General features: G+C 40.0%; 23 protein-coding genes and 2 tRNA genes. 23 read left to right on the top strand and 2 right to left on the bottom strand.

Annotated elements, in window-relative coordinates; translation table 11 throughout:
- Nucleotides 1-33: 33 nt before the first annotated feature.
- From spoVT to JFU24_RS16100, 8 genes are all read left to right on the top strand, one after another.
- Nucleotides 34-570 carry a stage V sporulation protein T gene (spoVT, locus tag JFU24_RS16135; RefSeq protein WP_053348988.1) on the top strand — a complete coding sequence of 179 codons (537 nt, stop codon included), beginning with the start codon at nt 34-36 and terminating at the stop codon, nt 568-570.
- A gap of 222 nt (nt 571-792) precedes the next feature.
- Nucleotides 793-2403: a putative polysaccharide biosynthesis protein gene (locus JFU24_RS16130; protein ID WP_201250182.1), complete on the top strand. Its 1611-nt coding sequence runs from the start codon at nt 793-795 to the stop codon at nt 2401-2403.
- A 4-nt stretch (nt 2404-2407) separates the two neighbouring features.
- Nucleotides 2408-3880 carry a nucleoside triphosphate pyrophosphohydrolase gene (gene mazG, locus JFU24_RS16125; protein ID WP_201222465.1) on the top strand — a complete coding sequence of 491 codons (1473 nt, stop codon included), beginning with the start codon at nt 2408-2410 and terminating at the stop codon, nt 3878-3880.
- Nucleotides 3881-3903: 23 nt separating this feature from the next.
- The gene (locus JFU24_RS16120; RefSeq protein ID WP_034316386.1) at nt 3904-4167 is read left to right on the top strand and encodes an RNA-binding S4 domain-containing protein; all 264 of its coding nucleotides are present in this window, start codon (nt 3904-3906) and stop codon (nt 4165-4167) included.
- A gap of 75 nt (nt 4168-4242) precedes the next feature.
- Nucleotides 4243-4551 carry a sporulation protein YabP gene (yabP, locus tag JFU24_RS16115; RefSeq protein WP_053348985.1) on the top strand — a complete coding sequence of 103 codons (309 nt, stop codon included), beginning with the start codon at nt 4243-4245 and terminating at the stop codon, nt 4549-4551.
- Nucleotides 4548-5180 carry a spore cortex biosynthesis protein YabQ gene (gene yabQ / locus JFU24_RS16110; protein ID WP_053348984.1) on the top strand — a complete coding sequence of 211 codons (633 nt, stop codon included), beginning with the start codon at nt 4548-4550 and terminating at the stop codon, nt 5178-5180. Before yabP ends, yabQ begins: the two co-directional genes overlap by 4 nt.
- Nucleotides 5181-5217: 37 nt before the next feature.
- A complete protein-coding gene (locus JFU24_RS16105) occupies nt 5218-5580 on the top strand; it encodes an FtsB family cell division protein (protein ID WP_309446321.1) in 363 nt (120 codons plus the stop codon).
- Between the two features lie 79 nt (nt 5581-5659).
- Nucleotides 5660-6115, top strand: a complete 456-nt coding sequence (locus JFU24_RS16100; protein WP_201222463.1) for a S1 domain-containing RNA-binding protein — start codon at nt 5660-5662, stop codon at nt 6113-6115.
- 200 nt (nt 6116-6315) lie between these two features.
- On the opposite strand, the gene JFU24_RS16095 is transcribed toward JFU24_RS16100, so the two are convergent.
- Nucleotides 6316-6387 (bottom strand) — tRNA-Glu (locus JFU24_RS16095).
- Between the two features lie 18 nt (nt 6388-6405).
- Nucleotides 6406-6479, bottom strand: a tRNA-Met gene (locus JFU24_RS16090).
- Between the two features lie 327 nt (nt 6480-6806).
- Between JFU24_RS16090 and spoIIE the strand changes: the two genes are divergently transcribed.
- The 15 genes from spoIIE (at nt 6807) to dusB (ending at nt 22356) form a co-directional block, all read left to right on the top strand.
- A complete protein-coding gene (spoIIE, locus tag JFU24_RS16085) occupies nt 6807-9281 on the top strand; it encodes a stage II sporulation protein E (RefSeq protein ID WP_201187816.1) in 2475 nt (824 codons plus the stop codon).
- A 208-nt stretch (nt 9282-9489) separates the two neighbouring features.
- Nucleotides 9490-10227 (top strand): VWA domain-containing protein, encoded by a 738-nt coding sequence (locus tag JFU24_RS16080; protein ID WP_053348980.1) that lies wholly within the window; start codon nt 9490-9492, stop codon nt 10225-10227.
- Entirely contained in the window at nt 10193-11191 is a 999-nt protein-coding gene (locus JFU24_RS16075; RefSeq protein ID WP_397444148.1) for a protein kinase domain-containing protein, read from the top strand. The genes JFU24_RS16080 and JFU24_RS16075 overlap by 35 nt, the downstream gene beginning before the upstream one ends.
- Nucleotides 11192-11285: 94 nt before the next feature.
- Nucleotides 11286-12680 (top strand): tRNA lysidine(34) synthetase TilS, encoded by a 1395-nt coding sequence (gene tilS, locus JFU24_RS16070; RefSeq protein WP_201187818.1) that lies wholly within the window; start codon nt 11286-11288, stop codon nt 12678-12680.
- Between the two features lie 32 nt (nt 12681-12712).
- On the top strand, nt 12713-13252 hold the full coding sequence (hpt, locus tag JFU24_RS16065) for a hypoxanthine phosphoribosyltransferase (RefSeq protein WP_053349019.1): 540 nt from the start codon (nt 12713-12715) through the stop codon (nt 13250-13252).
- A gap of 117 nt (nt 13253-13369) precedes the next feature.
- Nucleotides 13370-15430 (top strand): ATP-dependent zinc metalloprotease FtsH, encoded by a 2061-nt coding sequence (gene ftsH, locus JFU24_RS16060; protein ID WP_082612830.1) that lies wholly within the window; start codon nt 13370-13372, stop codon nt 15428-15430.
- A gap of 182 nt (nt 15431-15612) precedes the next feature.
- Nucleotides 15613-16392: a type III pantothenate kinase gene (locus JFU24_RS16055; RefSeq protein WP_201187820.1), complete on the top strand. Its 780-nt coding sequence runs from the start codon at nt 15613-15615 to the stop codon at nt 16390-16392.
- Between the two features lie 33 nt (nt 16393-16425).
- The gene (hslO, locus tag JFU24_RS16050) at nt 16426-17307 is read left to right on the top strand and encodes an Hsp33 family molecular chaperone HslO (RefSeq protein WP_057217165.1); all 882 of its coding nucleotides are present in this window, start codon (nt 16426-16428) and stop codon (nt 17305-17307) included.
- 19 nt (nt 17308-17326) lie between these two features.
- Entirely contained in the window at nt 17327-18223 is an 897-nt protein-coding gene (locus JFU24_RS16045) for a peptidyl-prolyl cis-trans isomerase (RefSeq protein ID WP_053348977.1), read from the top strand.
- 129 nt (nt 18224-18352) lie between these two features.
- Nucleotides 18353-19279, top strand: a complete 927-nt coding sequence (gene cysK, locus JFU24_RS16040) for a cysteine synthase A (RefSeq protein ID WP_053348976.1) — start codon at nt 18353-18355, stop codon at nt 19277-19279.
- 162 nt (nt 19280-19441) lie between these two features.
- Nucleotides 19442-20287: a dihydropteroate synthase gene (gene folP / locus JFU24_RS16035; RefSeq protein ID WP_201187824.1), complete on the top strand. Its 846-nt coding sequence runs from the start codon at nt 19442-19444 to the stop codon at nt 20285-20287.
- Nucleotides 20280-20639 carry a dihydroneopterin aldolase gene (gene folB / locus JFU24_RS16030; RefSeq protein ID WP_201187826.1) on the top strand — a complete coding sequence of 120 codons (360 nt, stop codon included), beginning with the start codon at nt 20280-20282 and terminating at the stop codon, nt 20637-20639. Before folP ends, folB begins: the two co-directional genes overlap by 8 nt.
- Before the next feature lie 2 nt (nt 20640-20641).
- Nucleotides 20642-21169 carry a 2-amino-4-hydroxy-6-hydroxymethyldihydropteridine diphosphokinase gene (folK, locus tag JFU24_RS16025; protein WP_201222459.1) on the top strand — a complete coding sequence of 176 codons (528 nt, stop codon included), beginning with the start codon at nt 20642-20644 and terminating at the stop codon, nt 21167-21169.
- Nucleotides 21121-21333, top strand: a complete 213-nt coding sequence (locus tag JFU24_RS16020) for a helix-turn-helix domain-containing protein (protein WP_098177753.1) — start codon at nt 21121-21123, stop codon at nt 21331-21333. Before folK ends, JFU24_RS16020 begins: the two co-directional genes overlap by 49 nt.
- Before the next feature lie 24 nt (nt 21334-21357).
- A complete protein-coding gene (dusB, locus tag JFU24_RS16015; RefSeq protein ID WP_053348971.1) occupies nt 21358-22356 on the top strand; it encodes a tRNA dihydrouridine synthase DusB in 999 nt (332 codons plus the stop codon).
- Nucleotides 22357-22408: the final 52 nt, after the last annotated feature.

Raw genomic sequence — 22408 nt, 5'->3', positions numbered from 1 at the left:
CAAATCAATTAGAGGAAAGTGAGGCAACATTAGATGAAAGCAACTGGTATCGTTCGCCGAATTGATGATTTAGGAAGAGTTGTCATCCCGAAAGAAATTCGAAGGACTCTCCGCATTCGTGAAGGTGATCCATTAGAGATTTTTGTGGACAGAGATGGAGAAGTCATCTTAAAGAAATACTCTCCTATTAGTGAATTAGGCGATTTTGCAAGAGAATATGCAGAAGCACTTTATGATAGCCTTGGAAACCCAGTTATGATCTGTGACCGGGATACTTACATTGCAGTGGCAGGTGGATCTAAAAAAGAATACTTAAATAAAAGTGTTAGTGAACTAGTAGAAAAAATTATGGAAGAAAGAAATCCCGTTCTGGAATCTCCAAATGGACAGATTTCCTTCGTGGATTCGAATGATGAAGAGATTCAATCATATACAGCAGCTCCGATCATTGCGAGTGGTGACCCGATTGGTGCCGTCTTGATTTTCTCTAAAGAAGGAACATTAGGTGAAGTGGAACAGAAATCGGTTGAAACAGCAGCAAGTTTCCTAGCTAGACAAATGGAACAATAGGTTAGGACATGCCATTATATTTTTGGATGTAAAAAGGGCAGCAATCGCTGTCCTTTTTGTCTTTTAATAAAGACAAAAAAATATAGAGGAACATTTAAAGCGGGGAGGCCCAAGCCTCTTTGTGGAAATTGGAAAATCATTAACAGTATGGATAACCTATGAAAAACAACCACTCAATTATGCTATAATTACTACCACATATGAGTGAAAAGGGGAAAAAAAATGGCTGCAAAGCCTTACAAAACTTCAAAAGAACTTTTCAGGGGCGCGTTAATCCTAAGTGCAGCCGCGATTATCGTAAAGATTTTGAGTGCGGCCTATCGCATTCCTTATCAAAACATAGCTGGAGATATCGGGTTTTATATCTATCAGCAGGTATATCCGTTTTATGGGGTTGCTTTAACGCTCTCTACACTAGGCTTCCCGGTTGTCATATCTAAACTAATTGCAGAACGGGAGTCTTCTAAAAATAGTTTTGCGGTTAAAGATATTTTATTGACCTCGTTTGTCGTCTTATGTTCGTTAGGGATTATCATGTTTATTGCACTGTTCCTAGGGGCAGAATGGATTGCCGGGATGATGAAAGATCCTCAACTATCAGGTCTGCTGAGAATCATTGCTTTTTCCTATTTATTAATGCCGTTTTCTTCTGTTTTAAGGGGCTACTTCCAAGGAATAAACGACATGATTCCTACAGCAAGTTCGCAGGTCGCTGAACAATGTATCCGGGTTTTAACAATACTGGTGTTGTCTACTCTATTGGTGTATTGGGATTACTCTGATTATGATGTCGGTAAGGGAGCAGTCTTTGGTTCGATTACGGGTGGCATAACAGGACTGGTACTGCTTTTTGTTTTCGTTTTCTTAAGAGAAGAATGGAAGCTTTTTTCCCAAATGAAAATCAAACCGGCAATTTTCATCAGGATTTCCAAAGCTTTGATCTTTCAAGGTTTGGCTTTTTGCATCACGGGCCTTATTCTAATCTTGTTTCAGTTCGTTGATTCACTGCACCTGTATTCTCTATTAAGGGAAACGGGGATGGGAGAAATAGAAGCAAAAGAATGGAAAGGGGTTTATGACCGTGGACAGCCCTTACTACAGCTAGGGACAGTCGTGGCGAACTCTTTTGCATTGGCACTTGTACCAGTTATTGCTGGATTCGTTCAGAGGAGAAATAAACAGGAATTGATTAATAAGATAAAATTAGCACTGCGTGTAAGTGCGACTATTGGAATGGCGGCCGCTATCGGGTTGGTAGTAACAATGAAACCGGTCAATTATATGCTGTTTACTGACGATAAGGGGACAATTACTTTAGCAATTTTCTCCTTATCGATATTATTTACATCGCTCATTATGGCGAAAGCGGCAGTTATTCAAAGTTTAGGGTATTCGATTGTCCCGGTGATCATTACGATTGTAGGGGTGTGCAGCAAATGGGCGTTGAACCTTGTTCTTGTGCCCCGTTACAAAATTGCAGGGGCAGCCTCAGCAACAGTACTTGCCTTTATAATCATGACTGTATTGTTTTATATAGTATTGAAAGTACATATAAAAAAACCTTTAATTGAAAAGAAGCAGCTGTTTATAATTTTAAAGAGTACGGTCTACATGGGTACATCAGTTCTGTTATTCAACACCGTATTTCAGGTGGTGTTGCCAGATGAAAGCCGACTGTTAGCTACAATTCAGGCATTGATTGGTGTGGGAATTGGTGCAGTTGTTTTTGTTATGGCAGTCATTCGGGCAGGTTTATTTAGTCAGGAAGAACTCTCCTTTATACCTGTAGGGTCAAAGCTTAAACGATTTATCATAACGAATAGGAGTAAATGAAATCATGAATGAGATTACTATAATAGGACTCGGGGCAGGCGATTTAGACCAGCTTCCATTTGGGATTTATAAAAAATTAACAAAGACAAAAGAATGCTTCGTCCGGACGATAGATCATCCGGTGATCAGAGATTTAACAATTGAAGGAATTAAGTTCACTGCTTTTGACAAGGTATATGAAAAACACGATCAATTTGAAGAGGTATACGAAGAAATTTCAGAAGCATTATTACAAGAAGCTGTAAATAGTTCTGTTCTGTACGCGGTTCCAGGGCATCCAATGGTTGCAGAAAAAACAGTCCAACTCTTGCTAGAGAAAGGTCCAGCTAGAGGCATTGCTATTAAGCTTGAGGGAGGACAAAGTTTTCTTGACCCGTTATTTCAGGCCGTTCAAATTGACCCAATTGAAGGATTTCAGCTTCTAGATGGAACTGCTCTTTCACCAGATGACCTGCATATTAGACAGCATATGATAATCGGGCAGGTGTATGACGCGTTCAGTGCTTCCAATGTGAAGTTGACTTTGATGGAAAAGCTTCCAGATGACTACGAGGTATATATCGTTACAGCGGCAGGCAGTAGCCAGGAAAAAGTAACAAAATGTGCACTTTATGAACTGGACCGCCAAATGGAGTTAAGTAACTTAACGAGTGTCTATGTGCCACCCGTTAAAGAAGATGCATTACAGTATCGTGAATTTTCTAAGTTGCGACAGATCATCGCGGAACTGAGGGGACCTGACGGATGTCCTTGGGATAAGAAACAAACTCATCAAAGCTTGAAGAAATATCTAATAGAAGAGGCATACGAACTTATTGATTCCATTGATGCCGAGGACGATGAGGGCATGATTGGTGAACTAGGGGACGTACTCCTTCAAGTGATGCTTCATGCGCAAATCGGAGAGGATGAGGGCATGTTCACAATAGATGATGTGATCGAAGGAATTACAGCAAAAATGGTTCGACGCCACCCTCATGTGTTTGGAGATATAGAAGTGACCGGTGAAGAAGATGTTTTAGTGAACTGGCAGAAAATCAAGGAAGAAGAAAAAGGAAGCGAGAAAAATGTTCCACAATCCATTCTAGATGGTATAGAAAAATCGCTGCCAAACTTACTTCGTGCTGAGGAGTATCAAAAAAGGGCTGCGAAGGTCGGATTTGACTGGGATGAGGTTTCCGAAGCGTGGAAAAAGGTTAAAGAAGAAGTGCAGGAACTTGAAGATGAGATACTGAACCCGAATCCGGATATCGACCGGATCAAATCCGAATTGGGAGACCTCTTTTTTGCGATTGTCAACATTTCGCGCTATTATGACATACAAGCAGAAGAAGCTGTCTATAAAGCAAACCAGAAGTTTCACCAGCGTTTTACATATATCGAAGAGCGTATTCAAAGGGAAGACAAGAAGTTTGCTGATTATACATTAGAAGAACTGGATTCATATTGGGATGAGGCAAAAGCTAAAGGACTTTAATTAAAGGAGAGAATTGAATGTCGATGAGATTAGATAAATTCTTAAAAGTATCAAGGTTGATTAAGCGCCGCACTCTTGCTAAAGAAGTAGCGGATAAAGGGAGAATTACAATTAACGGCCAACAGGCTAAAGCAAGCTCGAATGTAAAAGATGGTGATGAATTAACCGTACGTTTTGGTCAAAAGCTAGTCACGGTACGCGTTGACAAAATTCAAGAAACGACGAAAAAAGAAGCTGCTGCCGATATGTATACAATCGTAAAAGAAGAAAAGCTAGCAGAGGAGTAAGGACAGGCTTTGTTCTAATTTCCCTCTTACGGACATACACTTGTACAAAATCAGTGGTACTGTGAGGGATGAAAAATGAGCCAATATATTGATCCGAATGCTGGTTACACAAAGGGAACAATCCAAGAGCATGATGTAACGATGAAAGGCCGCCGTTTATTGGATATTACCGGAGTAAAACAAGTGGAAAGCTTTGATAATGAAGAATTTTTGCTTGAAACGTCAATGGGCTTCTTATCTATACGTGGTCAGAACTTGCAAATGAAGAATTTAGACGTAGATAAAGGGATTGTTTCAATCAAGGGGAAGATTTTTGACCTTGTATATTTAGATGAGCAATCCGGGGAGAAAGCTAAAGGCTTCTTTGGCAAGCTGTTCAAATGACCTTAACGATCCAATTTTATACGTTGCTTGCGATGATAGGCATGGGCAGTTGTTTTGGAGCTGCCCTCGATACGTATAACCGGTTCCTGAAGCGTTCAGTAAGGAAGAGGTGGATTGTCTTCCTCCATGATTTTCTTTTCTGGATTATTCAGGGTCTCCTTATTTTTTATGTTTTGTTTTTAGTGAATGAAGGAGAGTTTCGCCTATATTTATTTTTGGCCTTATTATGCGGTTTTTCAGCATATCAAGCACTTTTTAAAGGAGTCTATCAACGCTTTTTAGAGTTTTTGATTTTACTGGTAATAAAGGTGGTCAGATTTTTAACTAAATCGGTTCAAATGCTGATATTTCTTCCGATAAAATGGGTAATAGTTACTGCAATTTCCATCATCATAGGTATGGGCAGATTTGTTTTAGTCCTTTTAAAATGGATAGGGAAAATAATTCTCTTTATTTTAAATGTTTTCTGGAAACCTTTAAAATGGATACTAACAAGGATATGGAATTTATTGCCGGTTTTTGTTACAAAAAACGTCGGGAAGTTTTATAATAAAGGAAAAGGGATTTTATTGAAAATAAAGAATTCTATAGTTAGCATGGTAATTAGATGGAGAACTAAAAAGAAATGAGGAGTGATAAAACATGAGTAGCCTTCGGAAGAGGAAAGTGGCAAAAATAGAAAATCCCTACGTCGCTCTACAAGAGAAAAAAGTACAAACTGTTGAAAAAAAGAAGCGTGGTCTTATGCGTAGATTAACACTGTATTCAGTTTTCGCCGCTATCTTTTTGATTTTGGCTGTTTCCACCCTCATTACGCAAAATGTTGCACTAGATGAAAAAGTACAGCAGAAAGAAAAATTAGAAGTAAAGTTAGCTAAATTGGAAAAAGGTGAAACCCTTCTTAAAGAAGAAATTGTAAAACTCAATGATGATGACTATATTGCTAAAATAGCAAGACGAGATTATTTCTTATCGGACAATGGTGAAATCATTTTTAATCTTCCAAAAGCAAAGGAAGATAGTGACTAATATTGACACTGTTTTTTTACTTTCGTTATAATATAGTGTGAAGAGATTTTTAACATTTCTAAGGAGGAACATTTTTTTTATGTCAATCGAAGTAGGCAGCAAGTTACAAGGTAAAGTAACAGGCATAACTAATTTTGGTGCATTTGTAGAGCTCCCTCAAGGTTCAACAGGTCTTGTCCATATCAGTGAAGTAGCAGATAACTATGTCAAAGATATTAACGATCACTTAAAAGTGGGCGATACAGTTGAAGTGAAAGTCATCAATGTGAAAGATGGCAAAATTGGCTTGTCCATTAAAAAAGCAATAGACCGTCCTGAAGGCGAGCAAAAACCTGCATACACACCACGTCCGCGCCAAGGAAGAGGGAACGACAGCCGTTCCAAAGACTTCCGCTCAAAAGGTAGTAGTTTCCAACCCAAGGAAAACTTTGAGCAAAAAATGGCTAAATTCTTAAAAGATAGCGAAGACCGCCTAACAACCCTTAAACGTAGCACCGAAACAAAACGGGGAGGTCGAGGAGGAAGACGCGGATAAAACTGCTGCTGAAAATAATAGATTAGCAACTTTTCCTGTGAAATTATTCATAGTGTAGATAAAGGCAAGCTTGCTGGCTTGTCTTCTTTTATATATATAAAGGTGTTTCTCTTATTAGATTCGCCATCAATACCAATAAAAAAAGCACCTCATGTACACTTTCTCGATTGAGTGTGCTGAGGCGCTTTTTTTATATTTGATGACCCGTACGGGATTCGAACCCGTGTTACCGCCGTGAAAGGGCGGTGTCTTAACCGCTTGACCAACGGGCCAAAATTAATATTAAAAGATAGCGGCAGAGGGGATCGAACCCCCGACCTCACGGGTATGAACCGTACGCTCTAGCCAGCTGAGCTACGCCGCCATAATGGTAAGTGCTACTGAAGCACAAGTTATATCTTACATTCGTGAGGAAAGATTGTCAACAAAAAAAAGAAAGATTGTCGGTTTCCATTTTTTAAAGATATATTCGTGTTATTTTCCACAAAAATAACCTAAAAACTTTGCTTTTCCTTTAAAAAAAAAGAACGCCTGTTTCTGTATTTTAAAAAAAGGTATAAAAACCTGTATACAAATGATTGTTCAAGGAGAATTTCGTCGAACGTTTTTCATTTGCGCTTTTAAAATTCTGACAAAAAAATGGTTAAGCCCTCTATATAATAAAAATCACTAATATGAATGGGGTGTTGAAATGGAAAAAGTAGAAAGACCTATGATGGAACCTCTTGGGGATGTTCAGTTAAAAGAAGCAAAGGAGGGAGCCATCAATTGGATCCAACAGCTGCAAACGAAAACAGATGATATCTTTATAAAGAAAGGTATCTCTTTAGCCATTATCGGTTTTTTATTAGGACGAGCATTAATTCTTTCGCAGTTAGCACCATTTGGGCTTCCGTTTTTCGCAGCCGTTTTTCTCATGAGACGTGACCGAGCTCCACTCGCACTGTTTGGCTTAATCGCTGGGGGGCTCACCGTTCACTATTCTAATAGTTTAGTCATCTTTACATCGGCGTTCCTGCTTCTCTTATTTCATAAAATCAAGAAGCCGGCCGTAGAAGGGCAATTTAAGACGATGTCGATGTACGTCTTTGCTTCACTCTTCCTGGTAAACCTGGCCGAGCAATATCTTGTGTTTCGAACGATTCAGCTGTACGACCTGATGATGATAGGAGTAGAGGCGGGGCTCGCCATGATTTTAACTTTAATTTTCATACAGTCCATCCCGCTGCTATCAATACGGACAAAGTCACAATCTTTAAAGACAGAAGAGATCGTCAGCATTATCATTCTACTCGCGTCGGTGATGACCGGAACAATTGGGTGGATGATATATGACTTGTCACTCGATCATATATTTTCACGGTACCTTGTCCTCCTATTCGGGCTGGCGGGAGGGGCCGCCATAGGCTCCACTGTAGGTGTCGTTACCGGATTAATATTCAGCTTAGCGAGTATAGCCAGCCTTTATCAAATGAGCCTCCTCGCTTTTTCAGGCCTGCTCGGTGGTTTGTTGAAGGAGGGTAGGAAGATAGGGGTTGCGGCAGGCCTGTTAATTGCTACGTTACTAATTGGTCTATACGGAGAGGGAACTAATAATATTATGGTTACCCTCTATGAATCACTTATAGCTGTGGTGTTATTTATTTTAACACCATCTTCCATAATCAATAAAATAGCAAAGCATATACCCGGGACCGTAGAGAACTCGGATGAACAGCAACAGTATGCCCGGAAAGTGAGGGACGTTACCGCCCAAAGAGTGGAACAATTCTCTCATGTATTTGAGGCGCTCTCAAATAGCTTTTCCCAAATAGATGAACGAGGAAGATTGGAGGAAGATGAGAAAGAGTTCGATTATTTTTTAAGTAATGTAACTGAAAAAACGTGCCAAATCTGCTTTAAAAAGGAACAATGCTGGGCTAAAAACTTTAATACAACCTATGACGGTATGCAGGAAATTATGCTTCAATTAAGTGAAAATAATGGACAGCTCCCCCAAAAAACTTCAAAAGAATGGGGGAAATACTGTAGTCGTGGGCCGCAGGTCATTGGGGCAATTTCTCAGGAACTTACTTACTTTGAAGCAAACCAAAAATTAAAAAGGCAGGTGAAAGAAAGCAGGAAGCTAGTGGCGGACCAACTACGTGGAGTTTCTGCAGTGATGGATGATTTCGCGAAAGAAATTCAAAGGGAAAGGAAGAATCATCATTTACACGAGGAATCCATTATGGAGGCCATTCAGGATTTTGGCCTGCATATCGGTTATGTGGAAATATACAGCCTTGAACAGGGAGGTGTTGATATAGAGATGAGTGTCCCATACTGCCAAGGCAGAGGGGAATGTGAGAAGTTGATTGCACCTATGCTTTCAGACATTTTAGGAGAAACGATTGTTGTACATTCCGAAGAGTGTGCAACTTATCCAAACGGGCAATGTGAGGTGATATTTAGGTCAGCAAAAAAATTCACGGTCGAAACGGGTGTGGCTCATGCTGCCAAGGGGGGAGGGCTTGTTTCAGGAGATAGTTATACGACCATGGAAATTGGTTGCGGCAAATTTGCAATAGCCATTAGTGATGGGATGGGTAATGGGGAAAGGGCCCATTTTGAAAGCACCGAGACTTTGAAGCTGCTACAAAAATTTTTACAATCGGGAATAGAAGAAAAAATAGCCATTAAATCCGTAAACTCCGTATTATCCCTTCGCACGACCGATGAAATATTTTCAACTCTTGATCTGGCAATGATTGACCTTCAGGATGCAAAGGCTAAGTTTTTAAAAATATGTTCGATACCAAGTTTCATTAAAAGGGGGGATAAAATCATTAAAATTGAATCAAGTAACCTGCCGATGGGTATCATCCAGGATTTCGATGTTGATGTCGTATCCGAGGAGCTAAAGGCAGGGGATATTTTAATAATGATGAGTGATGGGGTATTCGATGGTCCCTCTCATGTGGAAAATATCGAGTTCTGGCTTAAACGAAAAATCAAGGAAATGGAGACAGATGACCCACAGGAAATATCTGATTTAATATTAGAAGAGGTCATTCGAACAAAAGGGATCATAGATGATGATATGACAGTGGTAACCTCAAAAATTAAACATAATACACCGAAATGGGCATCCATCCCCGTTTCACCAAAACGGAAAAAGGCTCAGTAACGAGAAATCTTTCCATAAATTAAGATAAGGAGGTCGTCTACAAACGAGGTGTTATGTTGGCAGCTATGTAAAGAAATAGTTGGTTAACTCCATGGATCCCCTGCCAAAGTGTATAAGAAATGTGACTTGGTAGTGTGTGTTTTTGGTGTATAAATTATCCCCTTTTAGTCAATTATGGTAATAGATTGAATGGAAGGGAGAGCCAAACATGAAAGCAGGAACATTAAGACAGGTTTTGCTTATTACCGACGGCTGTTCAAATCATGGTGAGGAGCCGGCTGCTATGGCTGCTTTAGCACGGGAGCAAGGCATAACCATCAATGTCATAGGTGTCATGGAAAATGATGTGATAGATGAAAAGGGACTTAAAGAAATTGAGAAGATTGCTGGTTCCGGGGGTGGTGTAAGCCAAATTGTCTATGCACAGCAGTTGTCACAAACCGTCCAAATGGTTACCCAAAAGGCAATGACTCAAACCATACAGGGAGTTATTAATCGTGAACTTCAACAAATATTAGGTGATTCAAGAACAATGGAAGATCTCCCTCCGGATAAACGAGGAGAAGTGATGGAGGTGGTTGATGAGCTTGGGGAAACTAGCAAGCTTGAAGTGCTAATTCTTGTCGATACAAGTGCGAGTATGAAACATAAGCTGCCAACTGTAAAAGAATCCTTATTAGATCTTTCCCTAAGTATGAATGCAAGAATGGGTGACAGCCGATTTTCCGTATTCGTATTTCCTGGGAAAAGAAATGATGTGGAAAAGTTGCTTGATTGGACCCCGAACCTTGAAGCTTTGACGGCAACTTTCCCTAAGCTTAGTACAGGTGGGCTCACTCCAACAGGGCCAGCAATTCGTGAAGCTTTATCTTATTTTAATAAAAAACGTTCATTGAGGGGATTGTTATCACATGATGATGAACAATACTTTGAGGAATCAATGTAAACTCCTTCCTGGCAGCTTAATCACTGGAAAGTGGAATAAAAACCGGTACAAAATTATCAAGGAATTGGGGTGTGGCGCTAACGGGATTGTCTATTTGGTGGAAAGTGAAAATCGTCATTATGCGCTTAAGCTCAGTGATAATGGGACGTCTATTATTTCAGAGATGAATATCCTAAAATCCTTTTCCAAGGTCCAGGGGTCTACCCTTGGACCTTCCTTTTTGGAAGCGGACGACTTTATGGAAACAGGAAAGCAGCTACCTTTTTATGTTATGGAATATATCCATGGGCACGATTTTTTGCGTTTTATTGAAAAAAAAGGATCATCGTGGATTGGTGTCTTAATGCTTCAGTTATTAACTAGTTTGTCAGCTTTGCATACAAATGGCTGGGTATTCGGTGATTTAAAACCTGAGAATTTAATAGTGACCTCTCCAGCCTACAAAGTCCGATGTGTAGATGTTGGTGGGACAACCTTGATTGGTAGATCTGTTAAAGAGTTCACCGAGTTCTTCGACAGAGGTTATTGGGGACTTGGGTCAAGAAAGGCTGATCCACAATATGATTTGTTCGCGGTAGCGATGATAATCATCAATTCTGCCTATCCTGCACGTTTTCACAAGAAAGGGGAGGGGTATCGGCAGCTTATCGACTTGATTAAGCAGAAAAAGGAATTACACCCATATAGAAAGATGCTAGATAAAGCACTACTCGGGAAGTATGATTCAGCATTACAAATGCGGGAGGACCTAGTTACTATGCTAAGTAATCAAAATCATTTAAAGAAAAAGCCCTCGAGTCAAGCTGCGACAAGGCAAGCTACAACGAGACAAGCTACAACGAGACAAGCAAGAAGGTCTCAGAGTCATTCTAAAAAAATGAAGGGAGGTTTTTTTGAAACCTTTTTGCTGGTTGCCATAATATCGATACTCTATGTTCTTTACATATATGAACAGTTGTTATGATATAGTTAAATACGTTACCAACATGGAATATTTGAAACCATTTCATGTTTGAATCGTATAAAATAATACCTGTCCATAAAAGAAGGAAGATTGTATGTTAAAGGAAAAAGTTCTTAAGACCATTTATAGAAACGAATTAATTCAGGAAAAGTCGAAGTTGCTTGTAGGTGTTTCTGGGGGTCCTGACTCATTGGTTCTTCTCCATTTTCTAAAGCAAGTTCAACCTCTTTTTCATTACGAGTTAACTGTAGCGAGTGTTGACCATATGTTCCGTGGCGAGGAATCCTACGAAGATTATAAGTATGTCGAACAAATATGTGAACAGTGGGGCATCGTTTTTGAAGGTAGAAGGATCGACGTACCAGCCTATATAGAACAGACAGGAGAAAGCTCCCAATTAACTTCAAGAAAGTTACGTTTTGCTTTCTATGAAGAAATGATGGCTAAACACCAAACCTCCACTCTTGTTTTAGGGCATCATGGAGATGATCAAATTGAAACGGTGCTCATGCGTTTAACAAGAGGGGCGACAGGTAAGGCCAGAGCGGGTATTCCTCTAAAGAGACCTTTTCATACCGGTTATCTAATAAGGCCCTTTCTTGAACTTACCAAAGACGAAATAATTGAATATGCGGGTATTCATAAACTTGAGCCAAGGTATGACCCGAGCAACGAAAAAGATGACTATGTAAGAAACCGTTTTAGGCATGAAGTTCTTCCATTTTTAAAGAAAGAAAATAGAAAGGTTCACGATCATTTTCAACGCTTTAGTGAAGAACTTTATGAAGATGAAGAGTTTTTTCTGAACCTTGTCTCAAGCAAAATGCCTGAGGTTTGGGCTCAACAGGAAAAAGATTATGCAGTAATTCAGATTGATAGGGTTCTGGCGATGCCTAAACCTTTACAAAGAAGAGCGATTCAACTAATATTAAACTATCTTTATTTGGAGAGACCTTCATCGCTTTCAGCATTACATATTGACCAACTTTTAGCTTTGTTTTTAAATCCTCAACCATCTGCAGAATTGCATCTTCCGGAGGGCCTTATTGCGGAAAAATCATATAAAACTTGTACCTTTAGATTTTTTCGGCAAGAAAGCCAAAAATATTCCCTTAAATTACAAATTCCCGGTGAGACTATTCTTCCGAATGGATATAAGATTAAAGCGCACTATATAAAAGAAGAAATTCCCGTTCTTAGAGGAAACTATTCTTTTATTCTTCCCGAATCCGCGGTTCAGTTTCCGCTTACAGTCCGAACTAGGAATGAAGGCGAACGGATGGCAGTTAAGGGATTGGGTGGAAGTAAAAAGTTGAAGGAGATTTTTATTAATGAAAAAATCCCGTTGCTAGAAAGAAATGTATGGCCGGTTATCGTCGATCAGGCAGGAACGGTTATTTGGCTTCCTGGCTTGAAAAAATCGAATGTTGAACCGGATATAATTTCTGATGAAACATCTTTAATCTACTTAGAATATAAAAAAGCTTAATTCTTCATGGGGGGCAATTAATTACAATGACCATGCAAAATGACATTGAAAAAGTTTTAATAACTGAGGAAGAACTTCAAAAAAAAATCAGGGAACTTGGAGCACAGCTTGAAGCTGATTACCAAGGTAAGTTTCCGTTGGCTATCGGTGTGCTAAAAGGCGCCATGCCATTTATGTCAGATTTACTAAAACGTGTGGATACACACCTTGAAATGGACTTCATGGATGTTTCAAGCTACGGCAACTCCACTGTATCTTCTGGTGAAGTGAAAATCATTAAAGATCTTGATACATCAGTAGAAGGCCGTGATATTTTAATTATTGAAGACATTATCGACAGCGGTTTGACCCTGAGCTACCTTGCTGAACTTTTCCGTTATAGAAAAGCAAAATCAATTAAAATCGTTACCTTATTAGATAAACCAACAGGCAGGAAAGCAGATATTACTCCGGACTATTTTGGATTTATCGTACCAGACGCATTTGTTGTCGGATACGGTCTTGATTTTGCAGAAAAATATCGTAATCTCCCGTATATTGGCATATTAAAGCCTGAAATTTACTCGAATTAATAGTACCTGTTTGAAAGAGAAGACCAGATAAAAACAGCGGTGTTAAATTATTGTAATTCATTAATTTTATATGATAGTATTTACTATAGTTTGTTTACCCGTGGGAGGAGGTAAGGGATGAATCGGATCTTCCGTAATACCATATTTTATTTACTGATCTTTTTGGTCATCATTGGGATTGTAAGCATCTTTAATAATAACAATGAACCAACACAGAAAATGACCCAAGATGAATTCTATAAGCATTTGGAGAGTGGGGACGTTACATCACTAACGATGCAGCCCGAAAGCAGTGTGTTTGAAATCACAGGGAAGCTCAAAGGTTATGAGGAAAACAAATACTTTGTGACGTACGTGCCTTTCAGTGAATATTCGCAGAGTCGAATTAATGATGCCGTAACTAAGTTAGGTAAAGACATCATCACTGTTGAACCTCCAGAAAAGACAAGTGGCTGGGTGACATTTTTCACTTCCATTATTCCATTTGTAATCATTTTTATCCTCTTCTTCTTTTTACTTAACCAAGCTCAAGGTGGCGGCGGTGGTCGCGTCATGAACTTCGGGAAAAGTAAGGCGAAATTGTATAATGATGATAAGAAAAAAGTACGCTTCAATGATGTTGCTGGAGCGGACGAAGAAAAGCAGGAACTTGTAGAGGTCGTTGAATTTTTAAAAGATCCTCGCAAATATGCCGAGCTCGGTGCCCGTATTCCAAAAGGAGTACTTTTAGTGGGACCTCCTGGTACAGGTAAAACTTTACTTGCCCGGGCAGTAGCTGGTGAAGCCGGTACTCCTTTCTTCTCAATCAGTGGTTCTGATTTTGTTGAAATGTTTGTAGGGGTCGGTGCATCACGTGTTCGTGATTTGTTTGAAAATGCTAAGAAAAATGCACCATGTATCATCTTTATTGATGAAATTGATGCAGTAGGACGTCAACGTGGCGCTGGTCTTGGTGGCGGACACGATGAACGTGAACAAACGCTAAACCAATTACTTGTAGAAATGGACGGTTTCGGTGGAAATGAAGGTATCATTATTATCGCCGCGACAAACCGAGCTGATGTATTAGATCCGGCACTATTGCGCCCTGGACGTTTTGACCGTCAAATTACGGTTGGCCGCCCGGATGTTAAAGGCCGTGAAGAAGTACTGAAGGTCCATGCACGTAACAAGCCTTTAGCGGAGACTGTTGATTTAAAAGCAATAGCTCAGCGTACACCTGGATTTTCTGGTGCCGATCTTGAAAACTTACTAAATGAAGCAGCTCTTGTAGCAGCACGTCAAGATAAGAAGAAGATCGACATGTCCGATTTGGATGAAGCCTCGGATCGCGTTATTGCCGGACCTGCTAAGAAAAACCGTGTTATTTCTAAAAAAGAACGGAATATTGTAGCATGGCATGAAGCAGGCCATACTATTATCGGATTGGTTCTTGATGATGCCGAAGTGGTTCATAAAGTTACGATTGTCCCTCGTGGTCAAGCTGGTGGATATGCAGTAATGCTTCCGAAAGAAGATCGTTTCTTCATGACGGAGCCTGAACTAAAAGATAAGATTGTTGGCCTTTTAGGTGGCCGGGTTTCCGAAGAAGTTACATTCGGTGAAGTGAGTACCGGAGCTCATAATGACTTCCAACGTGCAACAGGCATAGCCCGTAGCATGGTTATGGAATATGGTATGAGTAAGCTTGGACCTCTTCAATTCGGTAATTCACAAGGTCAGGTCTTCTTAGGCCGCGATTTCAATAATGATCAAAATTATTCAGATGCAATAGCATATGAAATTGATCTTGAAATTCAACGTATCATTAGAGAAGCATACGAAAGATGTAAGAAAATTCTTACTGAAAATCGTGAAAAACTTGATTTGGTTGCCAAAACCTTGCTTGAAGTAGAAACACTTGATGCTGAACAAATCAAAGGTTTATTCCATAACGGTAAATTGCCAGAACGGGATTATACCGCTCTAAATGGGAATTTAACTACTGATGAGAATGTCAAGGTAAACATCAATACGAAGAAGGAAGAAAAAGAAGCTCTTTTAGATCCATTGGATAAGAGAGGACCTGAGGACCTTGAAGTAACGGAGGAAGGATTGAATACTCCTCCAATCAAAGAAGGAACACCTCAAGATCAGCCGCTTTCCTTCCCGAACGAAGATGACAATAAAAAGTCTTAAGTTGACTAATTCAAAAGGGTATTTCCGCCTCGGAAATACCCTTTTCTTAACCCTTAAATAAATATGTGGGGCTAAGAAAAATCTGATTGGATTTTTTTACCTCTCGAAAAGTTTGACTAATAGCGTGGGAAATAACAGTGTGGTATGATGTGGGAGAATAATTTACCGGAGTGATGATTACGATGATTTTTGTATTGGATGTTGGGAATACGAATACTGTATTGGGCGTATACGATGAAGATATTTTAAAATATCATTGGCGAATTGAGACGAGCCGTAATAAGACAGAAGATGAGTATGGAATGGTCATAAAGTCTTTGCTACAACATGAAGGTCTTTCGTTTGATCAATTCGATGGCATCATCATTTCTTCAGTTGTACCGCCAATTATGTTTGCACTTGAACGCATGTGTAAAAAATACTTTGGTATAAAACCGCTTATAGTGGGACCTGGAATAAAAACTGGATTGAATATTAAATACGAAAATCCCCGTGAGGTGGGAGCAGACCGAATTGTTAATGCTGTTGCAGGCATTCAGGAATATGGAAGCCCTCTCATTATCGTGGATTTTGGCACGGCAACGACATATTGCTATATAAATGAGGATAAACAATACATGGGTGGAGCCATTGCCCCGGGTATTAACATTTCTACAGAAGCACTTTATTCAAAAGCAGCCAAGCTTCCAAGAATAGAAATTAATCGTCCTGATGGGGTTATTGGGAAAAATACAGTATCCGCTATGCAGGCAGGCATTTTGTATGGGTATGTCGGGCAGGTAGAAGGAATCGTAAATCGAATTAAAGCACAAAGTAATCTAGAGCCAACGGTAATAGCTACTGGCGGACTAGCGACCTTAATTGCTAATGAGTCTACTGTGATTGACGTTGTTGAACCATTTTTGACCTTAAAAGGATTGCAGCTGATTTATAAACGTAATCGTGAGCAAGTGAAGAAATAAAGAAGGAATCACAGCATGGAAGGAGCACAACAAATGAAGGATTATCTAATAAAGGCGTTAGGCTATGAAGGACAGGTTCGGGCATATGCTGTTTCAACAACGGATACCGTAGGAGAAGCTCAGCGACGCCATTATACATGGCCTACTGCTTCCGCAGCCCTTGGGCGTGCAATGACGGCAGGCGTGATGATGGGCGGCATGTTAAAAGGTGAAGAAAAGCTGACGATTAAAATCGAAGGCGGAGGTCCAATTGGATCAATTCTTGTCGACAGTAACGCTAAGGGCGAAGTGCGGGGATATGTGACAAATCCTCAAACCCACTTTGACCTGAATAAACAAGGAAAGTTAGATGTCAGTAGAGCGGTTGGTACTGATGGATTGTTGACAGTTGTGAAAGATATTGGTCTGCGTGATCACTTTTCAGGACAAGTACCGCTTGTATCGGGAGAATTAGGAGAAGATTTCACTTATTATTTTGTAACTTCCGAACAGGTGCCTTCTTCAGTGGGGGTTGGGGTTCTGGTGAATCCGGATAATTCGATACTTGCAGCAGGTGGATTTATCATTCAACTAATGCCTGGTACATCCGATGACACGATTTCTAAAATCGAGAGTCGACTAAGCACGATAACTCCTGTCTCTAAAATGATTCAAAATGGCCTGACTCCAGAGGAAATCCTAACGGAGATTTTAGGTGAGGGTAATGTGAAAATCTTAGAAAAAATGGATGTCGAGTTCTCCTGTCAATGTTCAAGGGAGAGAATTGCCAATGCATTGATTAGTCTTGGACAAAATGAGATTCGGGATATTATTGAGACAGAGGGACATGCAGAGGCACAATGCCATTTTTGTAATGAGACCTACCAGTTCTCGAAAGAAGACCTTGAGGAATTAGAAGCAGAAACCAAAAAATAATTGACGGGGGAAAAGGGTTTTGCCTAAACAAAAGCTTCGGGCAATTATTGCCGGCCTTGCCTTGTTGAACCTATTGACTATCGTTATCTTTGTTATAAAACCATTAATCATCTCAAAATCCGTTATTGGGGAAGAAACGGTTGCAAAGATTGGATCTACAGATATTTCCCGGGAAGCATGGATTAATGAACTCGAAAAGAGATACGGGGAAGATGTTCTTGAGGAAATGGTCGATAAAGAGGTAGTGAAACAAGCTGCAGAAAAATACAAAGTGAAAACTTCGGATGAAGAGGTTGATCGGGAACTTAAAATGATGAAAACGATGTATGGAACCGCCGGTCAGACTCTTAATAAAAGTACAGATCAATTGAGGCAGGAAATTCAATCGAGTCTCCTGCTTGAGAAGTTGCTTACCAAGGACGTTTCGGTTTCCGAAACGGCGATGCAGAAATATTATGATAACAATAAGGATATATACCGAATCCCTACTACGTATCATATTTCTCATATTACCTCGTCTACAAAAAAGCAAGCAGATCAAATCATTAATGAGTTGGAGAAAGGCGTTTCGTTTGCTGTTTTAGCAATGGAAAAGTCGCTTGATGAATTTACTGCCAATCAAGGGGGCGACTTGGGATATATATCGCAAGATAACGAGCAAGTTTCTAAGGAATACATTACAGCTGCAGAGAAATTAAAGGTAAATAAGTGGAGTGGTCCTGTAGAAACAGATGAAGGATGGGCTGTTCTCTATTTGCATGAAAAAATAGAGGGCAATCAATATACGTATGATGAAGTTAAAGACCAAATTCACCGCCAAATAGCTCTTGAACAGATTCAGTCACCGGTTTCCGGAAAGATTTTTTGGGACGAATTAGATGTAGAATGGTTTTATGGATTGAAAGAACAGAAATAGGTCAATAGTTGTGAAAGAAAATTTAGAATATAGTAGATAATCATTGACAATGAACTATTAAAACTGGTAACTTTAAATTAATAAAACCAATAAACATACTCGGTATTGGGATGATAAGGAGTGGAGAACATGGCACGTATAGCTAATTCTGTAATAGATTTGATTGGACAAACACCTATTGTAAAATTAAACAAGCTTCAAAATGAAAACAGTGCAGATATTTATTTGAAACTTGAGTATTTTAACCCGGGCAGTAGTGTAAAAGACCGAATCGCTCTTGCGATGATTGAAGCGGCAGAAAAAAGCGGAGACCTTAAACAAGGTGATACGATCATTGAACCTACAAGCGGAAACACTGGAATAGGGCTTGCAATGGTAGCTGCAGCAAAAGGATATAAATCTATCCTTGTTATGCCAGAAACAATGAGCTTGGAACGTCGTAACTTGCTTCGTGCTTATGGAGCAGAGTTAGTTCTTACACCTGGACCAGAAGGAATGAAAGGCGCAATTGCTAAGGCAACGGAGCTATCTAAAGAAAAAGGATACTTTATTCCACAGCAATTCGAAAACAAAGCAAATCCTGAAGTGCACCGTAACACTACTGGTCCTGAAATTGTAGAAGCTTTTGGTGACGATGGTCTGGATGCATTTATTGCAGGAATCGGTACTGGCGGAACAATTACAGGTGCGGGAGAAGTGCTACGTGAAAAATACCCTGACATTAAAATCTACGCTGTTGAGCCTGCAGATTCTCCTGTATTATCTGGCGGGAAACCAGGGCCACATAAAATTCAAGGAATCGGCGCAGGCTTCATCCCAAGTATTTTAAATACTGATCTTTACGATGAAATCATACAAGTTGATACAGAGGAATCGTTTGATTACGCACGTCGTGCAGCCAAAGAAGAAGGGATCCTTGGTGGAATTTCTTCTGGTGGTGCCATCGCTGCGGCTATTAAAGTAGCTGATAAACTTGGAAAAGGCAAAAAGGTACTTGCTATCATACCAAGTAATGGTGAACGTTACTTAAGTACACCGTTATATAACTTTGAGTAAGATTAACCATTAAACGAGAAGCAAAGTTCCTATAGGGGCTTTGCTTTTCTTTTTTGTAGTAAAGACTAACAGATTTTTTCTATTCTCTAAGGTGCTTGCACTTTACCTATGTAAATAGGTAAACTCGTATATATAGATTTTTTTGGTGAAGGAGAACGCTGGATGTCATTATCTGATACTTTAAAGATTACATGTGGTTCATTTGAATTGGATTACAGCAAGAAGACCTTAATTATGGGGATTTTAAATGTTACGCCAGATTCCTTTTCGGATGGCGGGAAATATAACCGGGTAGATGCTGCTTTGAAGCATGCTGAACAGATGGTTAAGGACGGAGCTGATGTTTTGGACATTGGCGGAGAGTCCACCCGTCCTAATTATGAGCGGATTTCGGATGAGGAAGAGATAGAGAGAGTAGCCCCTATCATTGAGGCTATCTCCCGTAATATTCAAGTTCCAATCTCAATCGATACATATAAGTCTAGGGTTGCAGAGGAAGCAGTAAAAGCAGGAGCGCATATATTAAATGATATTTGGGGGGCAAAGGCTGATACCATGATGGCAAGTGTTGCAGCAAAGTATCAGGTGCCGATTATTTTAATGCATAACCGGGACAAAATGGATTATCGTCATTTTGTCCGGGATGTCCTTCAAGATTTGTTTGAAAGCATCACGATTGTAAAGAAAGCGGGAGTCCAGGATGAAAATATCATTCTCGACCCCGGCATAGGGTTTGCGAAAGACTTAAAGTTAAATTTGGAAATGATGAGGAATCTTGATAAGCTGGTATCATTAGGTTACCCTGTGCTTCTTGCGACATCAAGAAAGTCCATGATTGGACATGTTCTCGATTTGCCGCCTAGTGAGCGAGTGGAAGGTACGGCTGCCACAATCTGTAATGGAATTCAACAAGGCTGTCAAATGGTACGTGTTCATGACGTTAAGGAAATGGCACGCACCGCTAAGATGATGGATGCTCTTTTAGGAAAAGGTGGTTTCAATGGATAAAATTTTTGTGAATAAAATGGAGTTTTATGGTTATCATGGTGTGTTTCCGGAAGAAACGAAGCTTGGGCAGCGGTTTAAAGTGGATTTGATTGTAGAGGCCGATTTAGCCAAGGCGGGGAAGAGTGATGAACTAGAGGACTCAATAAATTATGGAGAGTTATATGAAGTTTGTAAAGGCGTTGTTGAAGGGAAGCCGTTTAAGTTAGTGGAAGCCGTTGCCGAAGAGATTGCCTCAGAATTACTTAATAAGTTTTCTTCAATTGAGAAGTGCACCGTGAAAGTCTATAAACCAGATCCACCTATAGCAGGGCACTATGAATCGGTTGCTGTAGAAATTGTAAGAGGGCGCTGACGGTGGTAAATATTTCGTACCTTTCAATTGGATCGAATCTAGGAGATCGCCTAGTCACCATCCAAAACGCTTTCCAATTATTGGCTGAAAACGCACACATCGAGTTGGTTGCCTGCTCGTCTTTATACGAAACAGACCCAGTCGGATACGCTGATCAGGATTGTTTTTTAAACGCTGTTTTTAAAGTGAAAACGGATTTAAAGCCAGAGGAGTTACTGCGAACTTGTATGCAGATTGAACAAGGATTAGGAAGAAAAAGGGAAGTTAGATGGGGGCCCCGTACTTTAGACCTTGACATTTTGTTATATAATCATGAAAATATTGAGACAGAGATTCTTTCAGTCCCACATCCTCGGATGCAAGAAAGAGCATTCGTGCTCGTGCCTTTAATGGAAGTGGACCCTGATATTAAACTTCCGCAAATGTATACACCTTTGAGCGGCCTGCTTGAACAGATTCCGGATAAAGAAGGAGTTCGATTATGGAAGGCGAAAAATGGGGAAGGCGTATTCGCGCTTTTCGAAAGTTAAAGGGATTTACCCAAGAAGGGTTTGCGAAAGAAATTGGCGTTTCTGTTTCCTTACTAGGAGAAGTCGAAAGAGGGAACCGCAATCCTTCAGAGTCGTTTTTAATAGAAGTGGCGGATGTGCTCCGTGTTTCCATTGAGGAGCTTAGACCGCCTGAGGATAAATGAAAGAATGTTATAGGAGGCCACACCGTGTTAAAAATAGGCGATATTGAAATGAAGAATCCAGTAGTGCTTGCACCGATGGCTGGAGTATGTAACTCAGCATTCCGTTTGACGGTCAAAGAATTTGGTGCTGGATTAGTCTGCGCGGAGATGGTCAGTGATAAGGGAATCGTTCTTCAAAATGCAAGAACGATGAATATGCTTTATATAGATGAAAGAGAGAAGCCGCTAAGCTTGCAAATCTTTGGTGGTGAAAAGAAATCATTGGTAGAAGCTGCACAGTTTGTAGATAAAAATACAAATGCCGACATCATTGATATAAATATGGGTTGCCCTGTTCCGAAGATCACCAAATGTGATGCTGGTGCAAAATGGTTACTAGACCCGAATAAAATTTATGAGATGGTTTCAGCGGTTGTTGATGCTGTTGAAAAGCCAGTTACTGTTAAAATGCGTATGGGCTGGGACGAGGAACATATCTTTGCTATTCAAAATGCTCAAGCTGTGGAACGTGCAGGTGGTAAAGCAGTTTCTCTCCATGGTAGAACTCGAGTTCAAATGTATGAAGGAAAAGCTAACTGGGATATCATTCGTGAAGTGAAAAAATCCATTAATATTCCCCTTATCGGGAACGGTGATGTGGAAACACCTCAGGAAGCGGAGAGAATGTTAAAAGAGACTGGTGTCGATGGAGTCATGATTGGCCGTGCAGCTCTAGGTAATCCTTGGATGATCTACCGTACTGTTAAATATTTAGAAACAGGACAACTGATGGATGAGCCTACAGTTCGTGAAAAAATGGATGTTTGCGTTCTTCACATGGATCGACTAATTGCATTGAAAAATGAAAATGTTGCTGTCCGTGAAATGCGCAAGCATGCTTCTTGGTACCTAAAGGGTGTTAAAGGGAATGCTAATGCTCGTAAAGGCATTAATGATTGTGAGACAAGAGAAGATGTTGTAAGCCTTCTTTATGGACTTGTTGATGATATTGAAGCGAAGCAACAGAATATTCAAATGGTCTGATGTTTGACATTACCTTCCTGTTTTCCTATAATACGCTTATCTAAAACTGCCA

The organism is Peribacillus sp. TH27 (assembly GCF_016650915.1).
GTDB classification, from domain to species: Bacteria; Bacillota; Bacilli; order Bacillales; family DSM-1321; genus Peribacillus; species Peribacillus butanolivorans.
The sequence above is the reverse complement of the archived record's forward strand: the minus strand, read 5'-3'. Positions and strand labels throughout refer to the sequence as shown.